Origin of the sequence: Salipiger aestuarii (assembly GCF_003259905.1) — a bacterium.
Lineage (GTDB): Bacteria > Pseudomonadota > Alphaproteobacteria > Rhodobacterales > Rhodobacteraceae > Salipiger > Salipiger aestuarii.
The window spans coordinates 1-12,312 of record NZ_QLMG01000077.1; the positions used below are offsets into that span (position 1 = coordinate 1).

At 64.7% G+C, this 12,312-nt stretch carries 11 protein-coding genes, 1 tRNA gene and 2 pseudogenes; 4 read left to right on the top strand and 10 right to left on the bottom strand.

What is annotated here, in order from left to right; translation table 11 throughout:
- Nucleotides 1–170 precede the first annotated feature (170 nt).
- The 4 genes and pseudogenes from ATI53_RS21510 to ATI53_RS21525 all read right to left on the bottom strand — a co-directional run.
- Nucleotides 171–592: pseudogene (locus ATI53_RS21510) on the bottom strand (transposase); the annotation flags it as partial.
- A gap of 625 nt (nt 593–1,217) precedes the next feature.
- A tRNA-Val gene (locus ATI53_RS21515) sits at nt 1,218–1,293 on the bottom strand.
- Between the two features lie 229 nt (nt 1,294–1,522).
- Nucleotides 1,523–2,224, bottom strand: coding sequence for a GntR family transcriptional regulator (locus ATI53_RS21520; RefSeq protein WP_111551356.1), 702 nt, complete (start codon nt 2,222–2,224; stop codon nt 1,523–1,525).
- A 28-nt stretch (nt 2,225–2,252) separates the two neighbouring features.
- Entirely contained in the window at nt 2,253–3,164 is a 912-nt protein-coding gene (locus tag ATI53_RS21525; RefSeq protein WP_009506535.1) for a hydroxymethylglutaryl-CoA lyase, read from the bottom strand.
- A 117-nt stretch (nt 3,165–3,281) separates the two neighbouring features.
- Here ATI53_RS21525 and ATI53_RS21530 point away from each other — a divergent pair, with 117 nt between their 5' ends.
- The 4 genes from ATI53_RS21530 to ATI53_RS21545 all read left to right on the top strand — a co-directional run bounded on the left by ATI53_RS21530 (nt 3,282) and on the right by ATI53_RS21545 (nt 7,499).
- Nucleotides 3,282–4,496, top strand: a complete 1,215-nt coding sequence (locus tag ATI53_RS21530; RefSeq protein WP_009506536.1) for a CaiB/BaiF CoA transferase family protein — start codon at nt 3,282–3,284, stop codon at nt 4,494–4,496.
- Between the two features lie 124 nt (nt 4,497–4,620).
- A complete protein-coding gene (locus ATI53_RS21535) occupies nt 4,621–5,616 on the top strand; it encodes a TRAP transporter substrate-binding protein (protein WP_034453423.1) in 996 nt (331 codons plus the stop codon).
- A gap of 15 nt (nt 5,617–5,631) precedes the next feature.
- The gene (locus tag ATI53_RS21540) at nt 5,632–6,228 is read left to right on the top strand and encodes a TRAP transporter small permease subunit (RefSeq protein WP_009506538.1); all 597 of its coding nucleotides are present in this window, start codon (nt 5,632–5,634) and stop codon (nt 6,226–6,228) included.
- Nucleotides 6,225–7,499, top strand: a complete 1,275-nt coding sequence (locus tag ATI53_RS21545; protein ID WP_111551357.1) for a TRAP transporter large permease — start codon at nt 6,225–6,227, stop codon at nt 7,497–7,499. Before ATI53_RS21540 ends, ATI53_RS21545 begins: the two co-directional genes overlap by 4 nt.
- A 76-nt stretch (nt 7,500–7,575) precedes the next feature.
- On the opposite strand, the gene tpiA is transcribed toward ATI53_RS21545, so the two are convergent.
- The 6 genes and pseudogenes from tpiA to ATI53_RS21575 all read right to left on the bottom strand — a co-directional run.
- Nucleotides 7,576–8,319: a triose-phosphate isomerase gene (gene tpiA / locus ATI53_RS21550; RefSeq protein ID WP_009506540.1), complete on the bottom strand. Its 744-nt coding sequence runs from the start codon at nt 8,317–8,319 to the stop codon at nt 7,576–7,578.
- A gap of 179 nt (nt 8,320–8,498) precedes the next feature.
- A complete protein-coding gene (locus ATI53_RS21555; protein WP_009506541.1) occupies nt 8,499–8,879 on the bottom strand; it encodes a HesB/IscA family protein in 381 nt (126 codons plus the stop codon).
- Nucleotides 8,880–8,964: 85 nt separating this feature from the next.
- On the bottom strand, nt 8,965–9,534 hold the full coding sequence (locus tag ATI53_RS21560) for a sugar O-acetyltransferase (RefSeq protein ID WP_111551358.1): 570 nt from the start codon (nt 9,532–9,534) through the stop codon (nt 8,965–8,967).
- Between the two features lie 143 nt (nt 9,535–9,677).
- Nucleotides 9,678–11,324: a mechanosensitive ion channel family protein gene (locus ATI53_RS21565; protein WP_111551359.1), complete on the bottom strand. Its 1,647-nt coding sequence runs from the start codon at nt 11,322–11,324 to the stop codon at nt 9,678–9,680.
- Between the two features lie 80 nt (nt 11,325–11,404).
- Nucleotides 11,405–11,761, bottom strand: coding sequence for an SUF system Fe-S cluster assembly protein (locus ATI53_RS21570; RefSeq protein WP_009506544.1), 357 nt, complete (start codon nt 11,759–11,761; stop codon nt 11,405–11,407).
- Nucleotides 11,762–11,973: 212 nt separating this feature from the next.
- Nucleotides 11,974–12,312, bottom strand: a pseudogene (locus ATI53_RS21575) (integrase core domain-containing protein); the annotation flags it as partial.

Sequence of the window (12,312 nt, forward strand, 5' to 3'; positions counted from 1 at the left end):
CTTTTTGCGCTTCCAACGTCACCTTGGCTTTGGATTCTGGATGATGTTGCTTCCGTTGCGACATCGGCGACCTCCTTCGTGGTGAAGATCAACAGGCAACAAATCGCAGTCTACGCCAGTGTCCGAATTTCGGACGGATGGCCACGCGTCACGCCAGAGGCGTGCTTTCAGCGCGACGCATTGACGGCCTGGGTCCGCTGCCGGATCGGCAACTCGCGCACGCGAAAGACCATCGCCGCGCCCTGGGTTTCCGCGCTCGTCACCGGAACGAAGCGCATCGTGGGGCGCAGTGCGGCTTCGCGGATTGCTTCGGCATCAGCGATGTCGTTGTTCTGACGCTTGACGAAGGGGCGACGCAGCCGCGCGGGATCAGGCGCACCTCGTGGCCCAGCTTGCCAATCTTCCAGCCTCGGAAATCTGCGTCGTCACTGGCTTCCATCGCTGCAACGCAAGGCCGCAATTTTCGGAGGAATTCCAGCCGCTTCGCTCGCTTCAGCTTCTTGCGCAGAACCGAATGGCCTGCACAGTCCGCCCAGTGCAGCTGAAACACATTTTTCGCCAGGTTGCGCCCGACCGCGATAACCTCCGACATGACCGCTCCCCCTTTGTGGATCCCCATAGACCCACCTTGGCACAGAGAGGCCGGCGGAGGGCGGTTACATCACCAAAGCCGGTCCAGGCAACGAGCTCTCGGGGGCATCAAACAGCTCGGTTATCTCATTGATCCCGTTTAGCATCTCTTCAAATGGCAGGTGGTAGACTTCGCATTTCTGAGGGTCCGCAGGGACCTATTGGACAAACCTCTTCTCGGAGGTCATCGGAATCGCCTAGCTGTTACTTCACACTGTCCTTACTTCACTGTTGCGTGAAATATATTACTGTTGGACAAAGCGGGGATCACTGTGCCCGGACCAATGGCGTCTGCCTCCAATGTATGCCGTGCGGGCTTCAAGTGCTTGGGGTCCTGACATCGTCGGCCATTGATGACCGTGGCGCGCATAGGGGCCCGGCGCGGGGCACCGTGACGCCGAATTCGCGGGGAATTTCTCGGGTTCGGATAACCGTGCCGGGGCGGGGAGCCGCCGTTACAACATCATCACCCGTGACGCCTGTCCCACAATCGGCCCATGTGTTCATGACAGAGCGGCGGCGCTGGGTTCAGTGAACCGGAACGCACTTCGCATTTTTCGCGCCGTTGCTGGGCAGACTGGAAAAAATGGTGGGTGATGACGGGCTCGAACCGCCGACATCTTCGGTGTAAACGAAGCGCTCTACCAACTGAGCTAATCACCCGGCCATGGCGGGTTTAGACAAGCTGGCGGCTGCTTACAAGCACAGATCTTGGTCTTTGGGGCGTATAGTGACTGCGGGGGGGAGATTTTTTACATCACGCCGCCTGCGTCCCATCCGTCCGCAAGGCGAAAAGCCGGGGACTGAGGACATCCTGACCTTCACGCGGAAAATGAAAAGGTGAGCTTAGCTAAATGAAAAATAACATATATTCGCCCTGAAGATGGCGGGGTCACGGGATGTGTGCAGTGGCGGCGTCAGAGGCTGCCGTTTGCTCTGCACGGGCGATTTCGGCGGCGGATTGCAGGTGCGTGGCCATGGCCATTCCAGCCCAGTCCGGGGCGCCCGCGGTGATGGCATCGGCGATTTCAATATGGTGGCGGGCCGACCGCTGCATGTCGGCCTCGCGGTACATTCGAAAGGTACGGGTTACCAGCGCCAGATGCACCACCACCGACAGCATGGCCGTGACCCGCGATGATCGCGCCGCCTCCAGCACCAGTTGATGAAACGCCGCGTTCAGTTCCGACATGGCAGTGAAATCCGCCACGGTGCGGGGGGGCACAAGCGCTGCCATATCCCGTGCCAGACGGCGCAGTTCGCTGGCCTGTTCGGGGGTGGCATGTTTCGCGGCGCGCCGGGCGGCGTAGGATTCCAGCATCAGGCGGATTTCGAAGATCTGCGCGACCTCGTCATCCTGAAGCGCCACGACCCGCAGGCCGGGGCCGGCGTCACGGGTCAGCAGCCCCTCCAGCAGCAACCGTTTGACCGCCTCGCGCACGGGCGTGCGCGACATGCTCAGGGTTTCGGCGAGTTCGACTTCGGTCACGCGCGCGTTGTCGCCCAGCCGACCCGAGAAAATGCTGTCGCGGATCGCCTGATACGCCTGTTCTGCGGCTGGCCCTCTGGGCGGGGCTGGCTTGCGGTCTGTCATGTCGTCGTCCTGAAGGGCGGCGGCGCGGTCACGTTGTGCGCGGTGCGGGGGGAAAGGCGCCCGCCTTCATTAGCATGCCGGGGATCTCATGGCCAAGCTGCGTTTCGAGCCAGGAGGCGGCGGCGCAGGCAAGGTCGACGTTCCACCCGGTGTCGATACGCGAACGGTGCAGCATCCAGGCCAGATCCTCGGTTGCGATATTGCCGGTGGCGCGGGGGGCAAAGGGGCAGCCGCCGACCCCCCCGAGCGAGGCATCGAACGACCGGACGCCCGCCTGAATGCCCGCCCAGGCATTGGCAAACCCGGTGTTGCGGGTGTTGTGCAGATGCAGGCGGATCGGCAGGTCGGGCCAGCGGTCGCGCACCGCTGCAACGCGCCGGGTGATGTCAACGGGCACGGCGGCGCCGATGGTATCGGCCAGCGTAAGTTCGGCCGGCATGACGTCGAGCGCGCGGGTCAGCACGTCCATCATCCGCTCCAGCGGCATGTCGCCCTCGAACGGGCAGCCGAAGGCGGCGGCCAGCGTCAGCCCGGTGCCGATCCGGCCTTCGGCGGCGCGCCCCACCTCGTGCCAGAGGGCGATTCCCTGATCGGTGGTCATGCCCTGGTTGCGCGCGCTGAAGGTCTCGCTGAGCACCACGGCGAAATTGACCTCATCCAGTCCGGCGGCGAGGACACGGTCGAACCCGCGCCGGTTCAGTGCCAGCCCGATATAGCGCGCGGCGCCACGGGGCAGGGCGGCGGCAAGCGACTCGGCGTCGGCCATCTGCGGCACGCGTTTGGGATTGACGAAGCTGGTGACCTCGATCCGGCGGGCACCGGCGGCGATCGCACGGTCGATCAGGCTAAGTTTTGCATCCAATCCTAGGATGGTCTTTTCATTCTGTATGCCGTCTCTCGGAGAAACCTCAACAATTTCAGCGTCAAAATCATATTTCATTTGGACCACGTCTTTTTCTGTTTACACGACACATAAAAATGTATCCATTAAATCCAAGTCTGTCGATCCGGGATTTCGTGTCGGCAAGACATCGGGGCAGCGAAGGGGAGGACACCGATGACGCAATCCGCCGAAGCGCGGCAGGGACCGCTTTCCAACCTGCGGGTGCTTGAAATGGGGCAGCTGCTGGCGGGGCCGTTCTGCGGCCAGCTTCTGGCGGATTTCGGCGCCGAGGTCATCAAGTGCGAACAGCCCGGCAGCGGCGATCCGCTGCGAGTCTGGGGGCAGGAAAAGCCCTATGGCAAGTCGCTGTGGTGGCCTGTAGTGGGGCGCAACAAGAAATCGCTGACGCTGAACCTGCGCACCCCCGAGGGGCAGGCCATCGTGCGCGACCTTGTGCGCAGCACCGACATCCTGATCGAGAATTTCCGCCCCGGCACGATGGAACGCTGGAACCTCGGCTACGAAACCTTGCGCGACATCAACCCCGGCCTTATCATGGTGCGCGTCAGCGGCTATGGCCAGACCGGGCCGTATGCCGCGCGCGCGGGCTACGGCGCCATCGGCGAGGCGATGGGGGGGCTGCGATATGTGGTGGGCGATCCGTCGACCCCGCCCAGCCGCATGGGGATTTCCATCGGCGACGAGCTGGCGGCGACCTACGCCTGCCTTGGTGCGCTGATGGCGCTGCATCACCGCACCGAGACCGGCAAGGGGCAGGTGGTCGACAGCGCCATCTATGAGGCGGTGCTGGCGATGATGGAAAGCACGGTCAGCGAATACGACGTGGCGGGCTATGTGCGCGAACGCACCGGGGCAACGCTGCCGAACGTGTCTCCGTCCAACGTGTTTCCCACGCGCGACGGCAAGATGCTGCTGATCGCGGCCAATCAGGATACCGTGTTCCGCCGCCTTGCCACCGCCATGGGGCGCCCCGATCTGGCGCAGGACGACCGCTATGCCACCCATTCCGCGCGGGGCGAAAACATGCGCGCGCTGGACGGGCTGATCGCGGACTGGACGGGGACGGTGGACCTTGAACCGCTTCAGGCGCTGCTTGAGGAACACGGGGTGCCTTGCGGGCTGATCTATTCCGCGGCGGACATGATGAAGGACCCGCATTTTGCCGCGCGAGAAGCCATCGTCAAGCTGCCGCACAAGGATTTCGGGTCGATCCGCATGCAGAACGTCACGCCCCGGCTGTCCGAAAGCCCCGGCAAGCTGCGCCATGTCGGCCCGGATCTGGGCGAACATACAGACGAGATCCTTGGCGATCTGCTGAAGGTCACGCCCGAACGCCTGAAAGAACTGCGCGCGGGCGGAATCGTCTGAGCGTTACGAACGGGCCACCGGCGCGACAGGGGTACGGAGGACACCCGCCGGCAGGTCAAAACCGCCCGTACCGGGCACCCGCCGGGGCAGCACGCCCGCGGCTTCTTTGGGAGGAGACATGACGATGACCAGACTCGCAACCGGCCTGTTGCTGGCCAGCACCGCGCTTTGCGCCACCAGCGGCGCGGCGCTTGCCGAACGCACCCTGCGCGCCACCGTGCAGGTCGCTGTGAACCACCCCATCGGCGCCAATGTGGTGACCTTCGCGGACACGCTCAGGGACATCTCCGGCGGCGAGATGACGGTCGAGATCTACGACAGCGCCCAGCTTTTCAAAGGCTCCGAGGTGCCCAAGGCGGTGGCCAGCGGCGCCATCGACATCGGCGTGGTGCTGGCGGATGAGTATTCCGGCACCCTGCCGGCCGCCGGTGTCTTTTCGGTGCCGTTCCTTTTTCCCAGCTACGAGGTGCTCGCCCGCGCCGCCGACCCCGATGGCGCCTTCCGCAAGACGTTCGACGACATGATCGCAAGCACCGGCACCAAGGTGTTGTGGTGGCAGGACTACGGCCCGGTGCAACTGCTGTCCAAGGGCGAGGCGCTGGTCGAGCCGTCGCAGATGCAGGGCAAGCTGGTGCGGGCCATGGGCAAGCCCTCGGGTGATTTCATCGACGCGGTGGGCGGCACGCCGGTGGTGATCGGCGGGTCCGAACAGTTCATGGCCTATCAGCGTGGCACCGTCGATGTCGGCATGAGCGGCACCACGGCGGTGGAATCGCGCAAGCTGTACGAGGTGATGGACCACGTCACCATGACCAACCATTCGCTGGCGGAATTCATCGTGGTCATCAACGACGCGCTGTTCGACGCGCTCTCCGACGAGGAAAAGGCCTGGGTGACCGAGGCGGCGATGGTGGCCGAGCAATCCCTGCGCGAACAGACCGAAGCCAACAACGAGGCCTCGGCGGACTGGCTGTCGGACGGCCACGCCACCGTCACGCCGCTGACGCCCGAGCAACTGGCGGCATGGCAGGATGCGGCGGCGCCCGCGGTCGAGGTCTTCGTCCGGGATGGGGGCGATCTGGGCAAGCAGCTCGTCGACGCCATCCAGGCGCTGTACTGATCCGGTCCGACCGATATGGCCCATGACACTCCCGGATCGGGGCCGGGGGCGCAGGACGCGCCCGGTCCCTGGCTGCGCGTCCTGCGGCTTGCCGACGGTCTGTCGATCCTCGCGGCGCGGATCGCGGCGGTGATGATCACGGTGATCGCCGTCATCCTCGCCTATGAGGTGCTGGCGCGCTACGTCTTTCGCGCCCCCACCCGCTGGACATCGGATGTGGGCACCACGCTGATGATCTGGCTGACCTTTCTGGCGATGGCGCAATCGCTGCGCAGCGGCGGCATGATCCGCATCACCGCATTGATCGGCAACGCGCCCCCCGGCGTGCGGCGCGCGGCGCAGGGCTTTACCCTGCTGGTGATCGGCGGGTTTTCGGTGCTTGCGGTGTGGCTGTGCACGGGCGCGCTGATCGAAAGCTACAGCATGGGGCGGCGCCAGCCGACGATGTTGCAGATGCCCGAATGGATTGCCGAGGCGCCGATCATCCTGGGCTATGCCTGCCTGGCGCTACAGGCGCTTGCCGATCTGATCCGCCTGCCGCTGCGCCCCGCGCCCATATTTGTGTCCAGCGAAGAGGCCGAGGCGCGCCACCTCTCCAAGGAGCCCCGATGACCCCCGTTCTTATCGTTTGCGCACTGGTGCTGCTGCTGCTGCTGACCGGCCTTCCGGTCGCGTTCACGCTGGCATCGCTCGGCACCGGGCTGATCGTGCTGAAGGGGCTGCCACTGGCGCTGATTCCGACCAACCTTTTCGGATCCCTCAACGATTTCGTGCTGCTTGCGGTGCCGCTGTTTCTGTTGATGTCCAATATCCTGTTGCGTGGCGGCGTCGGGCGCGACCTGTTCGTCGCGGTGCAAAGCTGGGTGGGGCACTGGCCGGGCGGCATCGGGGTCGCGGCGCTGCTGTCCTGCGGGATCTTTTCGGCGATCTCGGGCAGTTCGGTCACCACCGCCGCCACCGTCGGCACCGTCGCCGTCCCGGAAATGACCAAGCGTGGCTACAAGCCGTCGTTCACCCTGGGGCTGCTGGCGGCGGGGGGGACGCTGGGTATCCTGATCCCGCCCTCGGTGCCGCTGATCGTTTACGGGGTCATCGCCGAGGAAAGCATCGGCAAGCTGTTCCTGGCGGGGGTCGGGCCGGGGCTGCTGCTCATCACGGTGTTCGGGCTTTATGCGGTGCTGTCCGCCGCGTTCGGCGACAACGCCGAGGCCAGTCCCCGCGCCAGCCGGGCCGAGCGCGTCCTGGCCACGCGCCGCGCCCTGCCGACGGTGCTGCTGGCGGTGGTGATGCTGGGCGGGATCTATGCGGGGGCGTTCACCCCGACCGAAGCCAGCGCGATCGGCGCGACCATGGCGCTGGCGATCACCGTGGCGCAGCGGTCGCTGGGCTGGACCCAGTTTCTGGGCGCGGTCAAGGATTCGGTGCAGACCACCACGGTGATCTTTCTGATCGTGGTCGGGGCCAAGATCTTTGGCCAGGCGATCACGCTGTATCAGATCCCGGCGCAGGTGGCGCATGTGTTCGACACGCATGTGCCGGGCCAGTTCGGGTTCATCGTGATCGTATCGCTGATCCTGCTGTTCATCGGGCTGTTCCTGGAAAGCATGTCTATGCTGCTGATCATGGTACCGGTGCTGTTGCCCACGGTGATGGCACTGGGGCTGGACCCGATCTGGTTCGGCGTCTATTTCGTGCTGCTGATCGAGATCGCGCTGATCACGCCCCCCGTCGGGCTGAACCTGTTCGTCATCCAGGCGATCGCGAACATGCCGCTGGGCGTGGTGGTCAAGGGCGTGGTGCCGTTCGTGCTGATGATGCTGGGGGTTGCGGCCTTGCTGTCGATCTTTCCGCAGATCGTGCTGTGGCTGCCCTTTCATCTGTAAACGGCGCCGACCGTCCGAACGCGAAACGGGCAGCCCAGGGCTGCCCGTTTTTCCGTGTCCCGGCGCGACCGTGCGATCAGGGCGCCGCGTTCAGCGCGTCGATGATCGGCACGAAATCCGCCGCCTTGAGCGAGGCGCCGCCCACCAGCGCCCCGTCGACGTTGGACACCGCAAAGATTTCGGCGGCATTCGACGGTTTGACCGAACCGCCGTACAGCAGCCGGACCGACCGGCCCACGCCCTCGCCGAACCGCTTTTCCAGACGGGCGCGCATGAAATCATGCACCTCGCCGATCTGGTCGGTGGTGGGCACCTTGCCGGTGCCGATGGCCCAGATGGGTTCGTAGGCGATGACAAGGTTGTGCCCGGTGGCGCCGTCAGGCACCGATTTCGCCAGTTGCCCGCCGATGATGTCCAGGGTGTTGGACGCCTCGCGCTCGTCAAGACTTTCGCCGACGCACAGCACGACCACAAGGCCCGCGTTCCAGGCGGCGGCGCATTTGGCGCGCACGTCTTCGTCGCGTTCATCGTGATCGGTGCGGCGTTCGGAATGGCCGACGATCACATGTGTCGCGCCGCAATCCTTCAGCATCGCGGCCGAGACGTCGCCGGTATGGGCGCCCGAGCTTTCGGCGTGGCAATCCTGCCCGCCGATGGCGATTCCCTTTGCCGCGTTCGCGGCCGCGCCGACCAGCGTGAAGGGGGGGCAGATCAGCACCTCCGAGGCGCCCTTGGCGGCCTCTTCCATGCCAGACAGTTCGGAAAGGGCCTGTGTCAGGCCGTTCATCTTCCAGTTGCCGGCGGCGAGCTTGGTACGCATGGTCTCTCCCTTGATACGATCGGCCCCATCATCGGGCGCGACGGGCCAAGGTCAAGAGCGGGCGGGGGGATAATCGCCGCGGGGCGGATCATGGCGCGGAATTCGCAAGGTCGCATCGCAGCGCCCCCCTGGTTCGACGGCCCGGTCGCGCCCGACCCCGCGCGGGGCGAGGCGGCCGTTCAATCGGCGTGACGTTCGGCCTGAAGCTCTTCCATGTCCTTGAACTTGATCGACTCACCGCACCCGCAGGCATCCGAAACATTGGGGTTGTTGAACCGAAAGCCGGATTCCAGCAGTTCGGTGACATAGTCGATTTCAGTGCCGAACAGGAACATCTGCGCCATCGGGGCGATCAGCACCCGCGCGCCATCCTGATCGACAACCTCGTCGTTGGGGTCGGCCACATCGACGAAATCCATGGTATATTCCATGCCCGCGCAGCCGCCTTTCTTCACGCCGATCCGAAGGCCGGCGCGGTTGTCGCGCAGCATCAGCTTGCGGACCTGCGCGGTCGCGGCGGGGGTCATCGTTACGGCCTGCTTTCCGGGAATACCGAACATGGGCGTCTCCTTGATTGAAAAACAAACGTAATGCCTGCGGGCGTCTCACTCAAGGGGGGCATCCACGCACAATCGCGCCGCATGTTCAGAGCGGGTCGGGCACGCCGGTCCGCCTGATCGGGCGCGCGGGGTTCCCCGCGACGGTTTCGCCCTTGCCCACGTCGCGCGTGACCACCGCGCCGGCCCCGATCACCGCGCCATCGCCCACGGTGACGCCGGGCAGGACGATGGCCCCGCCACCGATCCAGGCGTTCTGTCCGATGCTGACGGGGCGTCCGAATTCCAGCCCGGAGGCGCGGGTCTGCGCGTCGCGCGGGTGGTCGGCGGTCAGGATCTGCGCATAGGGGCCGATCTGTGCCCCCGCGCCGATGTGAATCGGACAGACATCCAGCAGCACACAGCCAAAGTTCAGAAACGCCCCGTCGTCAAGAAAGACGTTCCAGCCGTAATCCACATACACCGGCGCGCGGATGACGCTGGAGGTTCCGTAATGTCCCAGAAGCGCGCGCAGGATGCGGTCACGTTCCGGATCGCCAAGGATGGTGGCGCCATATTGCTGCATCAGGGCCTGGGCGCGCGTGCGGGCCGAAGCCAGTTCGGGATCGCCGGGCCGATACAGTTCGCCCGCGACCATCTTTTGCAATTCGCTGGGCATGGGGCCTCCGTCGCGCGTGCCGGAACGGACCGGCTGTCTGGCATCATGCCCGACCCCGCGGCGATTGCAAGATCGCCGTCATCCCGGCGACGGGTCTGCGCCCGGACCCGGCTTTGCCTGGGCGTCGCGCGCCCCGGACCCGCTCAGGCGGCTTGCGCCGCAGCGACCTGCGGAAAGACGGGCTGGGCCGTGTCGTCTATCCGGCGCGCCTGTTCCAGCAGCTTCTCGCGCACCTCGCATTCCAGCGGCCAAGCGGAATTCGGGTCGGGGGTGGGAACGAGAAACAGCACCACCTGGCCAAAGACGTCGTGATCCTTGACATAAACGCCGCGGTCCAACGGGCGGTCCGGGATCGCGTCGATCCCGTCCAGCACCGTGTGATAGGCGTCCCGCAGCAGCGAGATGTCGGCGTCATGGGCCAGCCGCAGAACGATCTCGCGGATCATGTAGGGGTCGCGCATTGTCCAGTTCTCGAACGGCTCGCTGACGAAATCGACCACCGGCACCACCAGCCGCCGTCCGGTCCAGACCCGCAGCTGCACATAGGTGAAATGGATGCGTTCGACCGAACAGAGGTGGTCCTTGTAAAGCACCTTGTCCCCGATTCGCGCCGACTGGTTCAGCGCGATCTGCAACGACGCCATGATGTTGGTCAGGATATTGCGCCCCGCATAGGCCAGAATGATCGTCGCCGTGCCTGCCGAGGCGAGCAGCGACAGCCCCAGCGAGCGCATGACGCTGGCCTCGTTCAGGGTGATGCCCGCACCGACCAGCACAACGATCACGATGACCATGCGCCGCGCCGCCGACACCCGCGTCGCGATATTGCGCCGCTGTTCCTGGCCCTCGCCCATTTCGGCCAGATCGTCGCCGTCGAAATTGACCAGCCGGGTCAGGATCACATCCGCGACATTGACGATGAACCACAGCGCGGCGACAACCGCGCCAAGGATCAGCAAGGGCGACAGCGCCGTATCGATCCGGCCCGAAAAGACGAACAGATGATGGGTTATCAGCGTCATCGTGACGGTCATCACCGCAAGCGTGGCGGGCGCGCGCACCGCCACCAGCATCGAGGTCGGCGCGTCGCGGTGCGTCCGGCCGAAGCCGCGCGACAATCCCCGGTTCACCGCAAAGCCGATTGCGCCGGTGGCCAGCAGCACCAGCGGAAAGGCGATCACCTCCCACCAGCGCAGGTTCCAGAACGCCTTTTCGCGCAGGGCCTCGGGCAGCATCAGTTCCAGTTCGGTGGGTCCGTAGGCGGCTTCGAGCGCCGGCAGCGCCATGACGGTCTGGCGCGACACCAGCCAGACCGGTTCGCCCACAGCCGGTTTCACCCGATTGATGCGGATGGGGACCGGCCGGTCGCCCAGCTTGATGTACCACAGCAGCAAAGAGCGGCGCGGCTCGCCCGCCATCGGCGCATCGGCCGAGCGGGCATCGACCCCGTCGGGGCGGTCGCGCAGGTCGTACCAGTCCACGATGATCTTGCGGTCAAGCAGGGTGGAAAAGGCGCGGGCCCGCCTTGGGCCTTCTTCGGCCTGACGCGACGGGGGAATCGACGACAGGTCAAGCATGTGGGCGGCGCCCTGCCAGTCCTCGTCGTCGGCCCGGAACATAAAGCTTTCAAGACTGGAACGCGGGGTGGTGCGGTCGATGTTCTGCGGCGCATCCCCCAGCCCGCTATTGACCATTTCGGTCTTGTACCAGCGGTCGGGGGCGCTGTCCTGCGCCAGACCCGGAAGAGCGGTGATCAACGCCAGTGCGGCGGCAAGGACAAAACGATGCATCACCCCAAACCGTGCAGTGGGGGGCAGGTTCCGCAGATTCTCACCGCATCGTGAGAAAAGCCCGTGATCGGGCGATCCGGTTACATGAATCCCAGCTCCAGGCGCGCCTCGTCGGACATCATGTCCATGCCCCAGGGCGGATCGAACACCATTTCCACATCGACATCGCGCACGCCCGGCACGGTGCTGGTCGCCTCCTGCACCCATCCGGGCATTTCGCCGGCAACCGGGCAGCCCGGCGCCGTCAGGGTCATGATGACCTTTACCGCGTTCTCATCGTCGATCGCGATGGTGTAGATCAGCCCCAGATCGTAGATATTCACCGGGATTTCCGGATCGTAGACAGTCCGGCAGGCCTCGACCAGCGCCTCGTGCAGGGGGTGCCCGGTGCTGGAGGGGGCGATCAGCGGCGCGCCTTCAAGCGGTGCATCGTCCATGGTCAATCCTTTTCACGTCTTTTCTTGACCAAATATATAGGGAATGCGCCGCGCCGGGTAAAGACCGACCGAAGACTGACCAATGACCGGGGCGCGCGTGAATGCGCCGCAATCACGGGGAAATGCGCCGGGTCGCGTCGCGCGCGATGCCTTGGTCACAAAAGTGCTTTGGTCAAAAAGGCGTATGGGTCGATAAAATTGATCAAAAATTACTAGCTGTTTAGTCCCAGCGTGTGATGGGTTGGATCGACAGTGAATCTTTCTGGCTCTCTTGTCCAGATTTTGCAGATGAACTCGAATGGCGTTAGGCCCTGCCGCGTCTTGAGGCGACGCGCATAATTGTAGGCTGCGATGAAGTCGCCGAGGTGGGTTTCGAGTTGAGCGTGTGCCTCAAATGGTAGCGCTTGACGGTCGCTTCCTTGAGCGTGCGGTTCATGCGCTCGACCTGGCCATTGGTCCAGGGATGGTTCACCTTTGCCAGGCGATGCTCGATCCCGTGCTCCGAGCAGACCCGGTCGAAGATGTGCTCCATCGCATAGCGATCCTGTTTG

Coding starts and splice junctions, on each gene's coding strand:
- ATI53_RS21545 (WP_111551357.1), top strand. CDS start 6,225: ATGACCCCCGTTCTTATCGTTTGCGCACTGGTGCTGCTGCTGCTGCTG.
- ATI53_RS21555 (WP_009506541.1), bottom strand. CDS start 8,879: ATGTTCGGTATTCCCGGAAAGCAGGCCGTAACGATGACCCCCGCCGCG.
- ATI53_RS21520 (WP_111551356.1), bottom strand. CDS start 2,224: ATGACAGACCGCAAGCCAGCCCCGCCCAGAGGGCCAGCCGCAGAACAG.
- ATI53_RS21540 (WP_009506538.1), top strand. CDS start 5,632: ATGGCCCATGACACTCCCGGATCGGGGCCGGGGGCGCAGGACGCGCCC.
- ATI53_RS21525 (WP_009506535.1), bottom strand. CDS start 3,164: ATGAAATATGATTTTGACGCTGAAATTGTTGAGGTTTCTCCGAGAGAC.
- ATI53_RS21535 (WP_034453423.1), top strand. CDS start 4,621: ATGACCAGACTCGCAACCGGCCTGTTGCTGGCCAGCACCGCGCTTTGC.
- ATI53_RS21565 (WP_111551359.1), bottom strand. CDS start 11,324: ATGCATCGTTTTGTCCTTGCCGCCGCACTGGCGTTGATCACCGCTCTT.
- ATI53_RS21570 (WP_009506544.1), bottom strand. CDS start 11,761: ATGGACGATGCACCGCTTGAAGGCGCGCCGCTGATCGCCCCCTCCAGC.
- tpiA (WP_009506540.1), bottom strand. CDS start 8,319: ATGCGTACCAAGCTCGCCGCCGGCAACTGGAAGATGAACGGCCTGACA.
- ATI53_RS21560 (WP_111551358.1), bottom strand. CDS start 9,534: ATGCCCAGCGAATTGCAAAAGATGGTCGCGGGCGAACTGTATCGGCCC.
- ATI53_RS21530 (WP_009506536.1), top strand. CDS start 3,282: ATGACGCAATCCGCCGAAGCGCGGCAGGGACCGCTTTCCAACCTGCGG.